The organism is Croceibacterium selenioxidans (assembly GCF_018599195.1).
Taxonomy (GTDB): domain Bacteria; phylum Pseudomonadota; class Alphaproteobacteria; order Sphingomonadales; family Sphingomonadaceae; genus Croceibacterium_A; species Croceibacterium_A selenioxidans.
In genome coordinates, this window is record NZ_JAHFVK010000003.1 from 40,734 (window position 1) to 59,210 (window position 18,477).

An 18,477-nucleotide genomic window follows, 5' to 3' on the forward strand; every position below is an offset into this window, starting at 1 on the left:
CATGTCGCTCGATCCGACCAAGATACTCCGGCCCTCGCAAGTGGTCGACCACGCCGCATTCGCGCGCCTCAGTGCCGGCCGCTCTCAAGCGGTGCAGCGTCTGCAGATCGGCCTGTTTGGGCTAGCTGCGATGGTGCTGCTGGTCGGCCTCGCCAACATCCTGATCAACAATGCCGACCGCAATCAGGCCCGTGTTGTGCCGGAGGCCGCTCCTACGGTGGCTGTGCAGCCGAAGATCGAACAGGCTAGCGATCCGCTTGCCGAAGCCGGCGTCGTTCCGGACATGCCCGCGGCCCAGGAGCCCATCCAGAAGGCGCAAGCGGGCGCCGCGCAAGCCGAGGCCGCGCCTGAGATACCGTAGTCTCGCGCTGCTCGCCGCGTTGTGGTGGCTGCCGGGTGCTTGTAGCGCTCAGCAGGCGCCCGCCGCCGCTTCGGAACACCCAGACCTAGGCCTGATGGGCACCATCCCGATCTACTGGGGCGAATCCGGTAATGTGAGCGAACTGCTCGGCGGCAACGGCCAAACGCACTGGGCCCGGGACGAGCTCGAGAAGTCCTACCGCGTGCGTCCTCTCGATACTTTGACACCGGAGGCTCTGGCTGGCCTGAAGTTCCTGCTCTTGGCCCAACCCAGGGCTCTAAGCGCGGCGGAGAATGTCGCGCTCGATAATTGGGTCCGCGGGGGAGGTCACCTGCTGCTGTTTGCAGATCCGATGCTGACTGGTGAATCCCAATTCGCCATCGGCGACCGCCGTCGCCCCCAGGATGTGATCCTGCTGTCCCCCATACTAGGCCACTGGGGCCTTGAGTTGCAATTCGACGTCGAGCGACCGGAAGGCCTTGCCTTGGTCGAGACCTCGGCAGGGCCGATTCCGGTCAATCGTCCGGGATCCTTTGTTGCAGTGGGGACTCCAGCCGATTGCACGATCGCTGCAGAGGCCGTGCTGGCCCGCTGCACCATCGGCGAGGGCCGAGTCGTTTTGCTGGCCGACGCGGCCCTACTCAATTTGCACGATCCGCACCCTCAGTCCGCCGATGCGTTGGCCTGGTTGATGGACGAGGCCTTTCTCGAACACGGGAAATAGCGGGACGAAGGCGAATGGCTGCCTAAATACCCTTTAAATCAATTATATATGGGTGAATTCGAGGAGGTTCGCGCACTTCCTATCCATCTGTACTGTGCCTGATAACAGCCGAAACCTACGAGGAAAAAGCGATCTCACCCACATAATCCCGCAATTTCCCCTTTTCTCCCGCATCTCCCCGCGTTACATAACGAATCCATCGGACAAACCCCCGTGTTGCATTCCCGAAAGGGGATGACGGTCTCGCGCACTCACGCCTGCCCGCACGGGGAAGACGTGTCCGGTTTGGTTCAGGACTTGCCAGGGGGGCAATTGAGACGGTGCTTAAGGTTGCAGGCTATAGCGGACAGGGCTTTTCAGCCCGCGGCGAAAAGGGCCGCTACGTCCTGCCGCCTGCGTTCCGCAAAGCCATCGCGCCTGCCGACACCGACCCGCGTGTCCTCTGCCTCGCCAAGCACGATCGCTGGAACTGCCTGACCGGGTTCGGGCTCGATCGTACCGCCACGTTCGACGCGCTACTCGATCGCGAGGAAGATAACGCCGTCAAGCTCGGCAAGGAATTCGACCGCGAACTGCGCTCGATTCAGCTGTGGACCTTCTCCGAAGTCCCCTTCGATGCCAGCGGCCGCTTCGTCCTGCCAGACCACCTCGCGGAGCTATGCTCGATCGACAAGGGCATCTGCGTGCTCGGCGGCGGCCAGTTCTTCACCTTGTGGTCGCCAGATCAGCTCTACGCGATGGACCCGGCCTGGGATGGCCAGAAAGCCGTGTGCCGCAAGCTGGAAGCCGACGCCGCGGCCAAGGGGAAGGGCAAGTGAGCGGCGCCCCGCATATCCCCGTCCTCCTCGACGAGGTGATGGAAGCGCTGGCTCCCGGCCCTGGCGATGTCATCGTCGATGCGACGTTCGGCGCTGGCGGATACACCCGAGCGATCCTCGACGCCGGCGCGACGGTCCACGCTTTCGATCGCGATCCCGACGCCATAGCCGCTGGTGCGAGCTTCCCCGAAACGCGCGACAATCCGCCGCGCCTAATCCTGCATCCGCGCCGGTTTTCGGAGATGGTCGGCGCACTGGCTGAGGCAGGGATTGCCCGCGTCGACGGCGTTGCAATGGATATTGGTGTTTCCTCGATGCAGCTCGATCAGGCGGAGCGCGGGTTTGCGTTCTCGACGGATGGCCCGCTGGACATGACCATGAGCCGCGAGGGGCCGAGCGCCGCCGATTTCCTCAACGGTGCAGACGAAGCCGAGATCGCCGACGTTCTGTGGCACTACGGAGAAGAGCGGCAGAGCCGCCGCATCGCACGCGCGATCGTTGCGGCGCGCCCACTGTCGAGCACGGCCCAACTGGCGCAAGTCGTGCGCAAGGCGCTCGGCTATCGCGCCGGGGCACCGAAAGATCCCGCAACCCGTAGTTTCCAGGCCATCCGCATCCACGTCAACGGCGAGCTCAACGAGCTGGAAGAAGGTCTCAAGGGCGCTGAGCAGCTCCTGAAAAGCGGCGGGCGCCTGGCCGTGGTCAGTTTCCACAGCCTCGAAGACCGCATTGTGAAGCGCTTCCTGCGCGAGGCTGCTGGCGCCACGGCTCGGGCCAGCCGCCACTTGCCCGAGGTGAATTCGGCTGAGGCACCCACGTTCAAGAAAGTCTCCAAAGGCATTCGTCCTTCGGAGGCCGAAACGCTCCGCAATCCGCGAGCCCGTTCGGCGACTTTGCGTGCCGCGATCCGCACTTCTGCTCCGGCGAGGGAGGCAGCATGACCCCGCAGGACCGCATGCGCCGGATCGGCTGGCTGATGACCCTGGCGATCTGCACCGGGCTCTACCTGATGCTGCACCTCAAGGTGCACGCTGTGGTGAGTGACGTCGTCAGGGCCGAGCGGCAGATCGTTGCGCTCGAGCAGCAGAAACTTCTGCTCGAAACCGAGTTCGAAACCCGCTCCAACCAATTGCAGCTCGCTGCCTGGAACCAGGTCGACTTCGGTTACACCGCGCCGACCGCCGCCCAATTTATCGGCAGCGAGCGACAGCTCGCCAGCTTCGGCACCCCGCGTGGCCTCGGCGCCCCCGAGCCGATCCGGGTCGCCGGGGTTAACGGCGATACGCCTGCGTTCCCGAAGTTCGTATCGCCGCTCACTGGCAAGCCGGTCGACGATGCTCTAATTCAGCCTGAGCGCGTCGAGGCGCTGGCCGATGCCAGGTCGGACGACGGGGCGATGCGCATTCCGCTCAACGCTACCATCGCGAGCATTGGCGAATGAACGCCTATGCGATCAGTGCACCCCAAGCGCCCGGTCGCGTCCATCTGGTCGACATCCGGCGCAAGGCCCTGCTTCTCGCACAACTGAGGGTGTTGCTGATCGGGGCGGTGTTCCTGGCCCTCGCCGCCGCTGCTTTGTTGCGCATCGCGTACCTGGGGGTCGTGCAGCCGGCCCCCAGCCAACGGTCGATGGCCGATGCCTTGCTGCCCCCGCGTGGCGAGATCACCGACCGCAACGGAGTGCCCCTGGCGCGCGCTTTTCCGGCCTATGCACTGTGGTTCAACCCGACCGCGATGGACGATGGTGGGCCCCCGCTGGTCCAGTCGGCGAAAACCGTGGCCCATCGTCTCAGGGAGATATTCCCCGATCTCGACGAGGCAGAGATCGCCCGCAAGTTGGCCTCGGGGAAGTCCGGCTACTTGCGCCGCCGTATTCTGCCCGAAGACGCCAACAAGGTGATGGCCCTGGGTGAACTGGCGCTCGAACTGCCGCGCGAGACCGATCGCCACTATCCGCAAGGCTCGATGGCGGCCCATGTACTCGGGTACGTCGACGAGGACGGCAAGGGGCACGTCGGCATGGAGTCGGCGCTAAACGATCAGCTCCTCGACCCCGCGCGCCGCGGTACGCCGGTAGCGCTTTCGATCGACGCGCGCGTCCAGGGCGCGCTCGAAGACGAGCTGCGCCGCGGCATGCTCTCAGTCAACGCGGTGGGTGCGGCGGGCATCGTGCTCGATGTCGACACCGGTGAAGTCCTGGCGCTCGCCTCGCTGCCCGAATTCGATCCGAACAAGGTGGACAAGGATAGCCAGAAGTACATCTTCAACAAGGTCACCAACCAGGTCTACGAACTCGGTTCGACCTTCAAGCCGCTCGCCGTGGCCGCCGCGATCGACGCGGGAACGGTGACCGATCTGTCGCGCCGCTATTCCGCGGCGCCGATTCACATCGGCGGGTTCACGATCAAGGACAGCCACCCCCTGGGTGCCACGCTCAACGTGCCCGAGACGCTGATCCACTCTTCGAACATCGTCACTGCCCATATCGTCGACGACCTCGGGGCCGCGCGGCTCAAGCAGGTCATGGCGGACCTGGGCTTCAACGAGCGCCCGTACATCGAGCTGCCGGCTCGCGGCTTCCCGATCTGGGCAAGCGGCGAATGGCCGCGCCTGAGAGCGATGACCGTCGGCTATGGTCACGGCATCGCCGTTACCCCGCTGCATCTTGCAACCGCCTACGCCGCGATGGTCAACGGCGGAATCTGGCGCCCGGCGACGCTGCACAAGATCGAGCCGGGGCAGGCCAACCGTGGCCGCCGCGTGTTCAAGGCCAGCACCAGCGCTCGCATGAACCAGCTTTTGCGGATGATCGCGCTCTACGGTACAGGCCGCAAGGCCGACGCACCCGGCTTCCGAGTCGGCGGCAAGACCGGCAGCGCTGAAAAGCCGGGCGCCGGTGGGTACAACCGCACCTCCCTGGTTTCGACGTTCGCCGCCGCCTTCCCGATGGATAAGCCACGCTACGTCGTGATCTCGATGATGGACGAGCCGAAAGGCACCGTCGCCAGCTCGTTCCAGCGCACCGCTGCCTATACGGCCGCTCCGGTCATCGCCCGGCTCGTACCGAGAATCGGACCGATCCTGGGCGTCATGCCCGACGATTCCCGCGACATCGACCTCACCGACCTCAAGCCCCTGATCGGTTCCGAGGAATGAAACTCGCCCGCCTGGCCTCCGCCGCCGGTTTCGACGCGGGCGGTTATGGTGAATTTGAGGTTACCGGCTTTGCGATCGATCACCGGAAGGTCGCCCCCGGAACGGTTTTCGGCGCCTTTCAGGGCTCTGTCGTCAACGGCGAGGATTTCATCCCGGCAGCGGTGTCGGCTGGCGCGATCGCCGTGGTCGCAAGGCCGCAAGTGGAGGTGACGGGCGCGGCCCATTTTGCCCACCCCGAGCCGCGCCTCGCCTTCGCTCGCCTTGCCGCGCAGTTCTTCCGCCCGGTTCCGGAGACCGTGGTTGCCGTAACCGGCACCAACGGCAAGACCTCAACGGTCGAGATGACCCGCCAGATCTGGCGCATGTGCGGTCAGCGCGCCGCTTCGATTGGAACGCTTGGTGTGACAACCCCGGACGGAAGCGTCTCGACCGGGCTCACAACGCCGGACATTGTTACATTTCTTTCGAACATGACCGGCCTGGCGCGTGAGGGGGTGACCCACGTCGCCTATGAGGCGTCCAGCCATGGGCTCTCGCAATATCGCAACGAGGGTCTTTCGGTCGTGGCCGGGGCCTTCACCAACTTGTCTCGCGATCACCTCGATTACCACGCGGACATGGACGAATACTTCGCCGCCAAGATGCGCCTGTTCACCGAAGTGGTGGATGAAGGCGGGACGGCGGTCATCTGGGCAGACGACATCTGGAGCGAGCGGGCTCAGGAAGCGGCGTGGACCAGGGGGTTGCGCCTCTTCATGGTGGGAGAGCAAGGCGAGGGGATCCGCCTGCTCTCCCGCTTACCTGGACAGTTGGGACAGGAACTCGAGCTCGAACATGCAGGTGTCCGCCGCAGGGTTATCTTGCCGCTGATCGGAGCCTACCAGGCCGCCAATGCCTTGGTTGCGGCCGGACTCGTCATCTCCACCGGTGGGGAGCCGGGGGCGGTGTTCGACGCGCTGGGCCGCTTGCAGCCTGTGCGCGGGAGGCTCGAACGGGCGGCGATCACGTCCACCGGAGCGCCGGTCTACGTCGACTACGCTCACACGCCTGACGCGCTCGGCGCGGCTATTGACGCGCTTCGCCCACACTTGTCCGGGCGGCTGATTACGGTATTCGGAGCCGGTGGCGACCGCGACATCGGCAAGCGCGCCCAGATGGGTGAGGTCGCAGCTCGGCATTCTGAACTGGTTATCGTGACAGACGACAATCCGCGCGGCGAAGATCCGGCCGCGATCCGCTTGCAGATCCTCGCCGGAGCGCCAGCTGCGCGCGAGATCGGCAACCGGCGTGACGCCATCGCGGCGGCTATCGACGAGGCTCGGGGCGACGATATCGTCCTGATTGCTGGCAAGGGGCATGAACAGGGGCAGATCATCGGCTCGGGAGAGACGATGCGTATCCTGCCGTTCGACGACGTTACCGTGGCGCGCGAATGTGCCGCCGCACTGGCAGGAGCCAATAGATGAATGCGTTGCTGAAGACCCTTCGCTGGCCCAACGAAGGGCGGGACCGCCAGCGCCTCGCCCTCTGGACCGCGGAGGAGGTCGCTAGCGCAACGGGCGGCACGGCCAGCGGCGATTTCCAGGTCGCCGGCGTCGAGATGGACTCGCGCGATGTTCGTTCCGGAGATCTGTTCTTTGCCCTCAAGGGCGAGAGCCTGGACGGGCATGTCTATCTCGACAAGGCGTTCGCCAATGGCGCGGTCGCGGCGATCGTCGACCGTCCGATCGAGCAGCCGCACGTGCTTGTTGATGATACCTCAAGGGCACTTGAGCTTCTTGCAAAAACGGCTCGAGACCGTGCCTCTGCGTGTGTGATCGGGGTTACTGGCTCCGTCGGAAAGACCGGTGTGAAGGAAGCCATCTTTGCTTCGCTCGAGCGAGCCAGCAAAGGAGCGGCACACCGCTCGGTCCGCAGTTACAACAACCACGTCGGCGTTCCGCTGAGCCTTTCGCGCATGCCGTCGCGCAGCCGCTTCGGCGTGTTCGAGATGGGCATGAATCACGCGGGTGAAATCAGCGGCCTGACCCAACAGGTTCGCCCGCACGTGGCCGTCGTCACCACGATCGCGCCAGCGCACATCGAAAACCTTGGCAGTGAGGAAGCGATTGCCGACGCCAAGGCGGAGATCTTCGGGGGGCTCCAAGCTGGTGGCACGGCCGTGATCCCAGCCGACAGCCCGCACTTTGCTCGTCTGCGCGCCGCGGCGGAAGCCCGGGGCGCCCGCGTGCTCGCATTCGGCCAGTCTGAGCACGCTCAGGTTCGCCTGCTGGACGCCATCCCAGCGGCCAACGGTGGATCGCTGGTGACGGCCGCGATCGACGAGCGGCGATTGTGCTATTCGGTGGCCGAACCGGGCGATCACTGGGTGTCGAACTCGCTCTGCGTCATGGCTGCAGTCCACGCCGCGGGCGGAGATCTGGGGGCTGCGGGACTGGCTCTGGCCGAGATGGGTGGGCTGAAGGGTCGTGGCGCGCGCCACCGGTTGCGCGTACCCGGCGGCCATGCGCTGTTGATCGACGAAAGCTACAACGCCAATCCCGCCTCGATGCGGGCCACGCTCGGACAGCTTGGCGCCACCCCGGCCTCTCGCCGGATCGCGGTGCTCGGCAGCATGAAGGAACTGGGTGATTTCGCCGCTGGCTTCCACGCGCAACTTGCCGAACCACTTCTGCAGGCGAATGTCGATTTTGCCGTACTCGTCGGCGAGGAAATGAAGGCTCTTGCACGGGAGTTGGGGAAAGGCGCGCACGGGGCGCTTGGCAATCCGATTGCCTACGCTCATTGCGAAAATCCCGGGGAGGCGATTGCCGCGCTCGAGGAATTCGGTCTTGCCAGTGGCGACGCTGTCCTTGTTAAGGGTTCGAATTCGGTGGGGCTGGGCAGGGTCGTCGCTCATTTTACCGCCAGAGAGGGCTAAGCCGCTCGAATGCTGTATCTGTTAGCTGAATGGCTCAATTTCGAAGGTCTGCTTAACCTGGTTCGTTACCAGTCGTTCCGTGCCGGGGCGACGATGTTGACCGCGCTGGCCCTTGGCCTCCTGATCGGTCCGCGTTTCATCAACCTGTTGCGTGTCCGGCAGGGCAAGGGCCAGCCGATCCGCAGCGATGGTCCGCAAACGCACCTCGCCAAGGTCGGCACGCCGACCATGGGCGGACTGATGATCCTGACCTCGCTGGTCGTCTCGATGCTGATCTGGATGGATCCGCGCAATCCGCTCGTCTGGGCGTGCCTCGCGGTAACCGGAGGGTTCGGGTTGATCGGGTTCCTCGACGACTTCGACAAAGTGACCAAGCGAAGCCACAAGGGGGTTTCGGGCAAGGTCCGGCTGCTGCTGGAGTTCATCGTCGCCGGGGTGGCGGCCTGGATCATCATCGACCAGGTGAGCACCAACCTATACGTGCCGTTCCTGACCGGCCGCTACATCCCGCTCGGCCCGCTATACTACGTCTTCGCTGCGACAGTGATCGTCGGCTTCGGCAATGCGGTGAACCTGACCGACGGCCTTGATGGCCTTGCGACCATGCCCGTCGTGATCGCGGCCGGCGCGTTCATGCTGATCTGTTATCTCGTCGGCCGCGTGGACTATTCGAGCTACCTGGGCATCCCGCACGTTCCAGGTGCGGGTGAACTGGCGATACTCTGTGCCGGGATCATGGGCGCCGGTCTGGCCTTCCTGTGGTTCAACGCGCCGCCAGCGGCGGTTTTCATGGGCGATACGGGTTCGCTGGCTCTCGGGGGCGCGCTCGGTGCCATCGCGGTTGCCACCCAGCACGAGATCGTGCTGCTGATCATCGGCGGCCTCTTCGTGATCGAAACGGCGAGCGTGATCATCCAGGTCTTCTGGTTCAAGCGCACCGGCAAGCGGATTTTCCGCATGGCTCCGATCCACCATCACTTCGAACAGCTCGGCTGGAAAGAGTCGACCGTGGTGATCCGCTTCTGGATCATCGCGATCGTGCTCGCGGTGCTGGGCCTGGCCACGCTGAAAGTCCGATGATTGTAAGCGACGCCTTCCGCGGCAAACGCTATGTCGTGCTGGGGCTGGCGCGTTCGGGCATGGCCACGGTCGAGAGCCTGCTAGCCAGTGGGGCCGAGGTGACGGCCTGGGACCGGCGGGAAGGCCCGCGCGAGCAGCTGGCGGGCCGCGCCATCATTGCCGATCCTCTCGTGATCGATCTGGCGGGTTTCGACGGCGTGGTCGTCAGCCCGGGAGTTCCGCTCAACACGCATCCGATCGCCGAACGCGCTCGCGTGGCCGGCGTGCCGGTGATTGGTGACGTCGAACTTTTTGCCCAGGCCCGCGCCGAGCTTCCGCAGCATCGCGTCGCCGCGATCACGGGAACCAACGGAAAGTCCACCACGACGGCGCTGCTCCACCATTTGCTCGAGTCAGCAGGTGTCCCGGCGCGAATGGGCGGCAACATCGGCCTACCAATCCTGGCGCAGGACCCTCTGTCTGAAGGCGGTGTCTATGTGCTTGAGCTGTCGAGCTACCAGATCGACATCACCTACTCGCTCAATTGCGAAGCGGCTGGGTTGACCAACATCACCCCCGACCATCTCGACCGCTACGACGGCTTTGCCTCTTACGCTGCGTCGAAGGCCAAGCTGTTCGCGATGCAGAGCGAAGGCAATTTCGCGGTCTTCGGTTGCGCCGACGCTCCGACAACCGCGATCCAGCGGCAGGAAGTGCTCCGACGGCCGCAGGGCCGGGCGGTCTGTGCTCGCATACCGTTCTGGAAGGAAGGCCAGGGCAACTGGCCTTCGCTGCAGGGCCCGCACAACCTGCAGAACGCCGCTATTGCCGGGGCCATGGCGCTCGAACTCGGGCTTACCCTCGAACAAGTGCTTGCCGGTCTCGTAAGTTTCCGCGGCCTGCCGCATCGAATGGAGCGGTTGGGCGAATTTGGCGGCGTGCTGTTCATCAATGACAGCAAGGCGACCAATCCGGCTTCGACGGCTCCCGCGTTGGCCGCATTCCCGCCGAATCCGGACCGGCGCGTCCACTGGATCTGCGGCGGACTGCCCAAGGGCGACGATCTTGACGAGTGCGCCCCGAACTTCGGCAATGTTGCCACGGCTTACACCATCGGGGAGGCCGGCCCGCGCTTTGCCGAGCTTCTCGAACCGTTCATGCCGGTCCAGCGCTGCGAGATGCTGTGCGAAGCCACCACCCGGGCGATGGCCGCGGCGCAGACCGGCGACGTCATCCTGCTTTCCCCTGCTTGCGCAAGCTTTGACCAGTTTCGCGACTACGAGACGCGCGGGGATACGTTTCGCAAGCTCGTCGCTCAACTGACGGGCGCCGCCGAAGCCGACGGGGAGCCCTGCACAGCGAATTCGCCGGCATGACTCCGGTACGCCCCTACGTTCCTCGGCCGGGGGAGAGGTCCGCCCCGGCGCCGCAGTTCCCGCAGAGCCGCAGGCGCCGGGTCAAAGTCTGGTGGCGTGAGGTCGATCGCGTCCTCCTGTTCCTGGTCCTGGCGCTGATGACGGTCGGAGCGATCTCGGTCGCCGCCGCGTCCCCGGCCAGTGCGCGCCGGCTTTCCGGCACCGCCCAACTACCCGATCTTTACTTCTTCTGGCTGCATTTGCGTTGGCAGATGCTCGGGGTGCTGGTGCTGCTTGGGACCTCACTCATGCCGCGCGAGTTGGTGCGGCGTGGTTCGATCCTGTTGAGCGGGGCGATGATCTTCGCGATGCTGCTCGTCCCCATGATCGGAACCGAGGTGAATGGCGCGCGTCGCTGGCTCGATCTCGGCATCCGTTTTCAGCCGAGCGAATTTTTGAAGCCCGCCTTTGCCGTTGCCTGTGCTTGGGTCCTATCCTGGCGCGCCCGGGATTCCGAATTGCCCGTTATCCCGCTAAGCGCGATTTTCGTCGGCACGGTCGTGGTGTTGCTGATGATCCAGCCCAACCTTGGCGACGCGATCCTGTTCGTGGGCTGCTGGTTCGTTCTGGTGGTGCTGGCGGGTCTGCCTATGCAGCGGGTCGGAGTGCTGTTCGGCGTGGGAGTGGGTGGTCTGGCGCTCGCCTACACATTTTACGACAATGCGCGCCACCGCATCGATTCTTTCCTTGGGGGTGGCACTGCGTTCGATCAGGTCGACCTCGCCAGCCGGACGCTGATGGCCGGAGGGTGGACGGGCTCCGGCCTGTGGCTCGGTACACGCAAGATGATCCTGCCCGAAGCCCATACCGACTACATCTTCTCGGTAATCGGCGAGGAGTTCGGACTCCTGACCTGCGCCCTCGTAGTACTCATCTACCTTGCGATCGTGGTGCGGGTGCTCGTCCGACTGGTGGACGAGGACAACTTGTTCATCCTGTTGGCGGCAACGGGCCTTACCGCGCTGTTCGGGGGACAGGCGTTCGTCAACATCCTCGTCAACTTGCAGTTGTTTCCGTCGAAGGGTCTGACACTGCCACTGGTGAGCTACGGCGGTTCATCGACGATCGCCCAGTGCTTCCTCGTTGGACTGCTGCTGGCCATCACTCGCCGCAACCCCTATCTGAGCCGCGAGAAGTTTGACTGGCGCGGTGCAATCGAGATCAGCCCACTCGGCCGCGCCGATGGGGAGGTTCGGCGATGAGCCCGGTTTCGCGGCATTATGTTCTGGCGGCAGGGGGGACCGGTGGGCACCTCACGCCCGCATTCGCGCTCGCGCATGAGCTCGAGCGGCGCGGTCATCACGTGGCGCTGATCACCGACGAGCGAGGCGCCGAGATTCCGGGCAAGCCCGATTTTCTGCCGGCTCACGTGCTGCCGGCCGGGCGCTTCGGAAAGAATCCGCTGCGCTGGCCGTCCGCGATCGCTTCAGTCCTCGAAGGGCGGCGCATGGCGCTGCGCCTCTATGAAAGCTTCGAGCCGAGTGCGGTGGTTGGCTTTGGCGGGTACCCGGCCTTGCCGGCGCTCCTGGCCGCGCGGTCGGCCGGAATTCCTTCAGTCATTCATGAACAAAACGCCGTGCTGGGACGGGTGAACCGCCTTCTGGCCGGCCGCGTCAGCGCGATCGCCACCGCCTATCCGGACGTCGACCGGCTCAAGCCCAAATACCTGCCGAAGGTGCATCTGGTAGGCAATCCTGTGCGCCCGGATGTTCTGGCCCTTCGCGATGAGCCTTTCCCGGCCTTCACGGAAGAAGGTCTGATGAGGGTGTTGGTGACCGGTGGCAGCCAGGGCGCACGGGTGTTGTCCGAGATCGTGCCTGATGGTCTCTCGATGCTCGCTCCGGCGCTACGCTCGCGCCTGCAGGTCATCCAGCAGTGCCGCGCCGAAGATCTTGACGCGGTCCGCGACCGTTACGCCAACCACGGCATTCCGGCGGAGCTGGGAACCTACTTCGAAGACATGCACGTGCGTCTTGCCGACGCACACCTCTTCATCGGTCGGGCGGGTGCCTCGACCATAGCCGAACTGACGGCGGTCGGCCGGCCGGCGATCCTGGTGCCTTTGCCGATTGCGACAGACGATCACCAGGCCGCCAACGTGCGAGAGATCGTAAAGGCCGGTGGCGCCCGCTCGATCCGTCAGCACAATTTTACCGCCAAGGAACTGGCCAAGCAGATCAACGCCATGGCCCAGCATCCTGAAACCCTGGCCAACGCCGCGCACGCCGCCTGGAATTGCGGCCGTCCCAATGCGGCGAAAGATCTTGCCGATCTGGTCGAGAGCTTCGGCGCGGCTCCGATCCAGGACGTGATCCGTGCGGCCGGAGAAGGGGTTCGCGAAGGACGGGAGGCGCTGGCATGAATCGCGCGCTTCGTCAGTCCGGCGGCGGGCGGATGCCGACCGACATTGGCACGATCCATTTCGTTGGCATCGGCGGCATCGGCATGTCCGGCATCGCGGAAGTCATGAACAACCTCGGCTACTCGGTGCAGGGCTCGGATATCGCAGAAAGCACGTCGGTCGAGCGGCTGCGCGCGCGCGGGATCGAGGTCAAGATCGGTCATGACGCGGCCAATCTCGGAAATGCGGCGGTCGTCGTGACGTCGACGGCGGTGAAGCGCGACAATCCGGAGGTTGCCGCGGCGCTGGACGCCCGTATCCCGGTGGTGCGCCGCGCGGAAATGCTGGCCGAGTTGATGCGGCTCAAGCGCACGGTCGCGGTGGCAGGCACACATGGCAAAACCACAACGACCTCGATGGTCGCCGCGCTGCTGGATGCCGGCGGGGTTGACCCGACGGTGATCAACGGCGGCATCATCGAGAGCTACGGCTCCAATGCCAGGCTAGGCGACAGCGAGTGGATGGTCGTCGAAGCCGACGAGAGCGACGGGAGCTTCCTCCGCCTCGACGGGACCATCGCGGTCGTGACCAACATCGATCCCGAACACCTCGATCATTACGGCTCTTTCGACGCGGTGAAGGAGGCGTTCGTCGAGTTCATCGAGAACGTGCCATTCTACGGCGCGGCGGTACTCTGCGTGGACCATCCGGAAGTGCAAAAGGTCATTGCCCGCGTGCGGGACCGCCGCGTGGTGACTTACGGTTTTTCGGCGCAGGCCGACTGGTCGGCCGAGAATATTCGCCCGTCGGTCACGGGCATCGGCAACCTGTTCGACGCCGTTCATACCGATCGTGACGGCAATCGCCGGTTAATTGCCGACATCGCCCTGCCGATGCCTGGGCGGCATAACGTCCAGAACGCACTGGCGGCCATCGCGGTGGCCGATGAACTGGGTTGTGACGATGAGGTAATCCGCTCCGGCTTTGCCCGTTTCGGTGGGGTGCGGCGGCGCTTCACGCGTGTCGGCGAAGTCGCAGGCGCGACAGTGATCGACGACTACGCTCACCATCCGGTGGAAATCCGTGCAGTGCTCTCGGCGGCGCGCGAGGCGGCCAAGGGGCGGGTCATCGCGGTGGCACAGCCGCATCGCTTCACCCGGCTGCGTGACCTGATGGGCGAGTTCCAAAGCTGCTTCAACGACGCGGATGTGGTCTTTGTGGCCCCGGTCTACACGGCTGGTGAGGCACCGATTGCGGGCGTCGATGCCACGGCACTGGTCAAGGGCCTGAAGGATCTCGGCCACCGTTCGGCGGCTGAGGTTTCCGGCCCCGCCGATCTTGCCGATCGCCTCGCCGGCCTAGTTCAGCCCGGCGACATCGTGGTCTGCCTTGGCGCGGGCGACATCACCAAATGGGCGGCCGGCCTAGCCGCGGATGTCGCCGCTCGCCAGACCGGTGTGGTGGTCGAGGGGGCGGCATGATCCGTCAACCCGACAGTCAACACGCGGAGTGTGCCGCGCCGGGTTCCGACTCCGACCGGGGTTTCGACGGCTGGGTGCCGAGCGATGTGCGCGGTAAGCTCACCGAAGACGCGCCGCTCGACAAGCTCGTCTGGTTCAAGAGCGGCGGCGCCGCAGACTGGCTGTTCGAGCCCGCCGACACCGACGACCTCGTGTCCTTTCTCGCGCGGCTTGATGAGGGCACGCCGGTCATGGCGCTCGGCCTCGGCTCGAACCTCATTGTGCGCGACGGCGGCGTACCCGGCGTGGTGGTGCGGCTGGGCAAGGCTTTCGCCACCGTTGAGGTGCTTCGCGACCAGGTGGTCGAGTGCGGTGGCGGGGCTAGTGGGATCCTCGTCTCCTCGACCGCGCGCGACGCGGGTATCGCAGGACTAGAATTCTTGCGCGGCATTCCGGGCACCGTTGGCGGCTTCGTGCGCATGAACGGCGGGGCCTATGGCCGGGAGGTGGCGGACATCCTTGTCGATTGCGATGTGGCGCTGCACGACGGGACGCTGATCACCGTTCCGGTGGCCGACCTGCATTACACCTATCGCCATTCGAATTTACCCGACGGCGCCATCGTCGTTTCCGCGAGGTTCAAGGGCACGGCGGGCGACCCGAAAGTCATCGGCGCCGAAATGGATCGCATCGCCCAGGCGCGCGAAGAGAGCCAACCGCTACGCAGCAAGACTGGCGGCTCGACCTTCAAGAACCCGACTGGCGACAAGGCGTGGCGTCTGGTCGACGCAGCCGGATGTCGGGGGCTCAAGGTCGGCGGGGCCCAAGTCAGCGAGAAACATGCCAATTTCCTTATCAACACCGGCGACGCCACGAGTGCCGACATCGAAACCCTGGGCGAAGAGGTCCGCCGCCGGGTCTCCGAAAGCCAGGGCGTGACTCTCGAATGGGAAATCAAGCGAGTGGGCCGGTGGTAAGTCTTCCAAAACTTCACGTCGCCGTCCTCATGGGCGGCTGGGCGAGCGAGCGTCCGGTGTCGCTGATGAGCGGCGAGGGTGTCGCAAAGGCTCTGGAATCGCGCGGGCATCGCGTGACGCGGATCGACATGGACCGTCAGGTCGCCGCGCGCTTGGCCGAAGCGGCTCCCGATGTGGTGTTCAACGCGCTGCACGGCGTGCCCGGCGAAGATGGCACGGTGCAGGGCATGATGGATCTGATGGGCATTCCCTATACCCACTCGGGCCTCGCGACCTCGGTCATCGCGATCGACAAGGAACTGACGAAACACGCACTGGTACCTCACGGGGTTCCGATGCCGGGAGGGCGCATCGTCAAGTCGGAGGAGCTTTTCCAAGCCGATCCCCTGGCACGCCCCTACGTGCTCAAGCCCGTCAACGAAGGCTCTTCGGTCGGCGTAGCTATTGTTACCGACCAAAGTAACTACGGCAACCCGATCCGGCGCGACGCCAGGGGACCGTGGCAGGAATTCGAGCAACTGCTGGCCGAACCCTATATTCGGGGGCGCGAACTCACCACCGCGGTGCTCGGGGATCGGGCGCTGCTGGTGACCGAGCTGGTCCCGAAGTCCGGCTTCTACGACTTCGACGCCAAGTACACCGACGGGATGACCGAACACGTCTGTCCGGCGCAGATTCCGCCGGAGATTGAAAAGCTGTGCCTCGAATACGCCTTGCAAGCTCACCGCTTGCTCGGCTGCCGAGGCACCAGCCGGTCGGACTTCCGCTGGGATGACGAGCAGGGCGAGGAAGGCCTGTTCCTGCTCGAAACCAACACCCAGCCCGGGATGACACCGCTCAGCCTGGTGCCCGAACAGGCGCGCCACTGCGGAATCGATTATGCCGAGTTGGTCGAGATCGTGATCGAAGACGCGCTGGTGCACTTCGGCAAGCTGGAGAGGCCGGCCTGATGGCGCAGACCATTCGTCGCAACGCCAAGCCCGTGCGTCGGCAGGCGCGTGCGCAGGCGTCGAAGACCAAAGTCCGCAAGGCCAGGCAGAAGACCAACTCGCTGGTCGACGCGCTCATGCGCATCTTGCCGTTTACCGAGGAGCAGCTGCACAAGATATTCCTTGTCCTGATCCTCGCGGCCGCTGCGGCAATCGCCTGGATTGTCGCCAGTACCGCCGGGCTGACGGCGCTTGCCGGTCAGCAGATGGCCTTCGCCGCGGCCGACGCCGGTTACGAGGTCAATCGCGTGGAAGTGCGCGGAGTCGAGCGGATGAACGAACTCAAGGTCTACGAGCGGGTGCTGGGCGAGAAGGACCGGGCCATGCCGCTGGTTGATCTACACGCGCTCCGCAGCTCGCTGATCGAACTGCCGTGGGTTAAGGATGCGCGGGTCTCGCGCCAACTTCCGGACAAGATCGTGGTCGATATCGTCGAGCGCCAGCCCCACGCCGTGCTCAAGAAGCCGGACCGGCTGGTGCTGATCGATCCGCAGGGCCACGAACTGGAACCGATCTCGCGCACGGCTGCCAAGGGCATGCTCGAGATTTCCGGTCCTGGTGCGCAAGCCCGGGTGGAAGAGCTGAGCGCCTTGCTCGATGCCGCGCCTGCGCTTCGCCCGCAAGTGGCGGGCGCGGAATGGGTCGGCAACAGGCGCTGGAACTTGACTTTCAAGACGGGTCAGGTGCTGGCCCTACCGCAGGGCGAGGATGAATCCGCCGGCGCGCTTATGAGTTTCGCCAGATTGGACGGAGTGAACCGGCTGCTTGGGGGTAAGGTGGCCGCGTTCGATATGCGCAATCCGGAACGCATCTACATGCGGGTGCCGGGTCGCGCGAAAGAGGCATCAAACACCGGGGGAACTTAATGGCCAGCCAACCTAGAAACAGCCCGCGCATCGCGCGCGTGTTTGGCGCGGTCAACATTGGATCGTTTCGAATTTCGGCCATGATCGCCGGTCTCACCGAGAGCGGCGAAATGGTCGTGCTCGGCAGCGGCCATCGCGCTTCCGAGGGCATTCGGCGTGGGTATGTCACGGACATGGCCGCGGCGACCTATGCGGTTCGCGACGCGCTCGAGCGGGCGGAAAAGCACGCGGGGACGAGCGTCGCCAGCGTCTGGATCGGATGTACCGGCGCGGGCCTCGCGAGCCAGATCACGCCGGTCGACATCGACATAGGCGGCCGCCGCATCGAAGAGGAAGACATAGAACATCTGCTGGTCTCGGCGCGCAGCAGCATCGAGCCTGACGGTCGCATGGTGCTCCACGCGCAACCGGCGTGCTACTTCCTCGATGGGGCCGAGGGGATCGCCAATCCGAAAGGCCTCCACGCGGAGCGGCTGCGCGTCGATATTCATGTCATGCTCGCCGAGGGCGCTGCGATGCGCAACCTGACTGAAGCGGTGCAGAACGCCCACCTCGAAGTCGAAGGGATCGTCGCCTCGCCGCTTGCGACTGGTTATGCCTGCCTGACTGCGGAAGAGCGGGATCTTGGCGTGGCCATGGTCGAGTTCGGTGCGCAGGTAACCAACGTATCAGTTTACATGGCGGGGATGCTCGTCGGACTGACGACGATCCCCAGCGGGTCTGCCGACATCACCGATGCGATCGCCAGCGCGCTCGGCATTCGCCGTTTTCAGGCCGAACGGCTCAAGTGCGTTTACGGTTCGGCCATCGCGAGCCCCGCCGATCACCGCGAGATGATCCCCGTCAACGGTCCTGGCGACGATCGCGCTGGACCCGTCGCGAGAGGGGCAGACGAGAACAACCGCATACCGCGGTCGGAGCTCATCGGCGTGATCACCGGTGAGCTCGACCGCCTGGTAAGCGACATCGGCCGCGCGCTGGAGGCCATGGGGTATTCGGGCCGCCACGGCCGTCAGGTCGTGTTCACAGGTGGCGGGGCAGAACTCGCCGGCCTTGCCGACTACGCCCAGTCCGCGCTTGGACGGCCTGTCAGGATCGGCAGGCCGCCCCAAATGAAGGCTCTACCGGAGGCGCACGCAGTGCCTGGATTTGCGACGTTGGCCGGATTGGTACTCTATGCGGCGGAGGACCCGATCGATATTCGATCGGTCGGTTCGCGCTTCCAGACCAGCCATCGTGCGTCGGGTTTTGCTCAGGTGCAGCGTGTCTGGCGAGCGATGAGAGAGTACTTTTAACGGTTTGCTAGGGTTTTCGCGGGGCTGTGGATAGTTCCATATACCTTTTGCACCGCCGAATCGCTTTGTGGCACAAGCGTGCCACGGGATTGTATC

17 protein-coding genes are annotated in these 18,477 nt (G+C 64.8%); all 17 read left to right on the top strand.

Features of this window, described 5'->3' with window-relative positions:
* Position 1: 1 nt before the first annotated feature.
* The 17 genes from KK137_RS15905 to ftsA all read left to right on the top strand — a co-directional run bounded on the left by KK137_RS15905 (position 2) and on the right by ftsA (position 18,381).
* The gene (locus KK137_RS15905; protein WP_214537797.1) at positions 2-361 is read left to right on the top strand and encodes a hypothetical protein; all 360 of its coding nucleotides are present in this window, start codon (positions 2-4) and stop codon (positions 359-361) included.
* 19 nt (positions 362-380) lie between these two features.
* Positions 381-1,085, top strand: coding sequence for a Gldg family protein (locus tag KK137_RS15910; RefSeq protein WP_214537655.1), 705 nt, complete (start codon positions 381-383; stop codon positions 1,083-1,085).
* Positions 1,086-1,405: 320 nt separating this feature from the next.
* Positions 1,406-1,903 carry a division/cell wall cluster transcriptional repressor MraZ gene (locus KK137_RS15915; RefSeq protein WP_338028115.1) on the top strand — a complete coding sequence of 166 codons (498 nt, stop codon included), beginning with the start codon at positions 1,406-1,408 and terminating at the stop codon, positions 1,901-1,903.
* Entirely contained in the window at positions 1,900-2,844 is a 945-nt protein-coding gene (gene rsmH / locus KK137_RS15920; RefSeq protein WP_214537656.1) for a 16S rRNA (cytosine(1402)-N(4))-methyltransferase RsmH, read from the top strand. Before KK137_RS15915 ends, rsmH begins: the two co-directional genes overlap by 4 nt.
* A complete protein-coding gene (locus KK137_RS15925; RefSeq protein ID WP_214537658.1) occupies positions 2,841-3,344 on the top strand; it encodes a hypothetical protein in 504 nt (167 codons plus the stop codon). The genes rsmH and KK137_RS15925 overlap by 4 nt, the downstream gene beginning before the upstream one ends.
* Entirely contained in the window at positions 3,341-5,059 is a 1,719-nt protein-coding gene (locus tag KK137_RS15930) for a peptidoglycan D,D-transpeptidase FtsI family protein (protein WP_214537659.1), read from the top strand. The genes KK137_RS15925 and KK137_RS15930 overlap by 4 nt, the downstream gene beginning before the upstream one ends.
* A complete protein-coding gene (locus KK137_RS15935; RefSeq protein ID WP_214537660.1) occupies positions 5,056-6,525 on the top strand; it encodes a UDP-N-acetylmuramoyl-L-alanyl-D-glutamate--2,6-diaminopimelate ligase in 1,470 nt (489 codons plus the stop codon). The genes KK137_RS15930 and KK137_RS15935 overlap by 4 nt, the downstream gene beginning before the upstream one ends.
* The gene (locus KK137_RS15940; RefSeq protein WP_214537661.1) at positions 6,522-7,979 is read left to right on the top strand and encodes a UDP-N-acetylmuramoyl-tripeptide--D-alanyl-D-alanine ligase; all 1,458 of its coding nucleotides are present in this window, start codon (positions 6,522-6,524) and stop codon (positions 7,977-7,979) included. The genes KK137_RS15935 and KK137_RS15940 overlap by 4 nt, the downstream gene beginning before the upstream one ends.
* Before the next feature lie 9 nt (positions 7,980-7,988).
* The gene (gene mraY, locus KK137_RS15945; RefSeq protein ID WP_214537663.1) at positions 7,989-9,059 is read left to right on the top strand and encodes a phospho-N-acetylmuramoyl-pentapeptide-transferase; all 1,071 of its coding nucleotides are present in this window, start codon (positions 7,989-7,991) and stop codon (positions 9,057-9,059) included.
* Positions 9,056-10,414, top strand: coding sequence for a UDP-N-acetylmuramoyl-L-alanine--D-glutamate ligase (gene murD / locus KK137_RS15950; protein WP_214537664.1), 1,359 nt, complete (start codon positions 9,056-9,058; stop codon positions 10,412-10,414). The genes mraY and murD overlap by 4 nt, the downstream gene beginning before the upstream one ends.
* Entirely contained in the window at positions 10,411-11,655 is a 1,245-nt protein-coding gene (locus tag KK137_RS15955; RefSeq protein WP_214537665.1) for an FtsW/RodA/SpoVE family cell cycle protein, read from the top strand. The genes murD and KK137_RS15955 overlap by 4 nt, the downstream gene beginning before the upstream one ends.
* On the top strand, positions 11,652-12,815 hold the full coding sequence (gene murG, locus KK137_RS15960) for an undecaprenyldiphospho-muramoylpentapeptide beta-N-acetylglucosaminyltransferase (protein WP_214537667.1): 1,164 nt from the start codon (positions 11,652-11,654) through the stop codon (positions 12,813-12,815). The genes KK137_RS15955 and murG overlap by 4 nt, the downstream gene beginning before the upstream one ends.
* Positions 12,812-14,275 (top strand): UDP-N-acetylmuramate--L-alanine ligase, encoded by a 1,464-nt coding sequence (gene murC / locus KK137_RS15965; protein ID WP_250894012.1) that lies wholly within the window; start codon positions 12,812-12,814, stop codon positions 14,273-14,275. The genes murG and murC overlap by 4 nt, the downstream gene beginning before the upstream one ends.
* The gene (gene murB / locus KK137_RS15970) at positions 14,272-15,231 is read left to right on the top strand and encodes a UDP-N-acetylmuramate dehydrogenase (RefSeq protein WP_214537669.1); all 960 of its coding nucleotides are present in this window, start codon (positions 14,272-14,274) and stop codon (positions 15,229-15,231) included. The genes murC and murB overlap by 4 nt, the downstream gene beginning before the upstream one ends.
* Positions 15,201-16,181, top strand: a complete 981-nt coding sequence (locus KK137_RS15975) for a D-alanine--D-alanine ligase (protein ID WP_214537671.1) — start codon at positions 15,201-15,203, stop codon at positions 16,179-16,181. The genes murB and KK137_RS15975 overlap by 31 nt, the downstream gene beginning before the upstream one ends.
* Positions 16,181-17,086: a cell division protein FtsQ/DivIB gene (locus tag KK137_RS15980; RefSeq protein ID WP_214537672.1), complete on the top strand. Its 906-nt coding sequence runs from the start codon at positions 16,181-16,183 to the stop codon at positions 17,084-17,086. Before KK137_RS15975 ends, KK137_RS15980 begins: the two co-directional genes overlap by 1 nt.
* A complete protein-coding gene (gene ftsA / locus KK137_RS15985) occupies positions 17,086-18,381 on the top strand; it encodes a cell division protein FtsA (protein ID WP_214537674.1) in 1,296 nt (431 codons plus the stop codon). Before KK137_RS15980 ends, ftsA begins: the two co-directional genes overlap by 1 nt.
* The last annotated feature ends 96 nt before the right edge of the window (positions 18,382-18,477 follow it).

Coding starts and splice junctions, on each gene's coding strand:
- KK137_RS15905 (WP_214537797.1), top strand. CDS start 2: ATGTCGCTCGATCCGACCAAGATACTCCGGCCCTCGCAAGTGGTCGAC.
- KK137_RS15925 (WP_214537658.1), top strand. CDS start 2,841: ATGACCCCGCAGGACCGCATGCGCCGGATCGGCTGGCTGATGACCCTG.
- KK137_RS15930 (WP_214537659.1), top strand. CDS start 3,341: ATGAACGCCTATGCGATCAGTGCACCCCAAGCGCCCGGTCGCGTCCAT.
- KK137_RS15935 (WP_214537660.1), top strand. CDS start 5,056: ATGAAACTCGCCCGCCTGGCCTCCGCCGCCGGTTTCGACGCGGGCGGT.
- KK137_RS15940 (WP_214537661.1), top strand. CDS start 6,522: ATGAATGCGTTGCTGAAGACCCTTCGCTGGCCCAACGAAGGGCGGGAC.
- mraY (WP_214537663.1), top strand. CDS start 7,989: ATGCTGTATCTGTTAGCTGAATGGCTCAATTTCGAAGGTCTGCTTAAC.
- murD (WP_214537664.1), top strand. CDS start 9,056: ATGATTGTAAGCGACGCCTTCCGCGGCAAACGCTATGTCGTGCTGGGG.
- KK137_RS15955 (WP_214537665.1), top strand. CDS start 10,411: ATGACTCCGGTACGCCCCTACGTTCCTCGGCCGGGGGAGAGGTCCGCC.
- murG (WP_214537667.1), top strand. CDS start 11,652: ATGAGCCCGGTTTCGCGGCATTATGTTCTGGCGGCAGGGGGGACCGGT.
- murC (WP_250894012.1), top strand. CDS start 12,812: ATGAATCGCGCGCTTCGTCAGTCCGGCGGCGGGCGGATGCCGACCGAC.
- murB (WP_214537669.1), top strand. CDS start 14,272: ATGATCCGTCAACCCGACAGTCAACACGCGGAGTGTGCCGCGCCGGGT.
- KK137_RS15975 (WP_214537671.1), top strand. CDS start 15,201: ATGGGAAATCAAGCGAGTGGGCCGGTGGTAAGTCTTCCAAAACTTCAC.
- KK137_RS15980 (WP_214537672.1), top strand. CDS start 16,181: ATGGCGCAGACCATTCGTCGCAACGCCAAGCCCGTGCGTCGGCAGGCG.
- ftsA (WP_214537674.1), top strand. CDS start 17,086: ATGGCCAGCCAACCTAGAAACAGCCCGCGCATCGCGCGCGTGTTTGGC.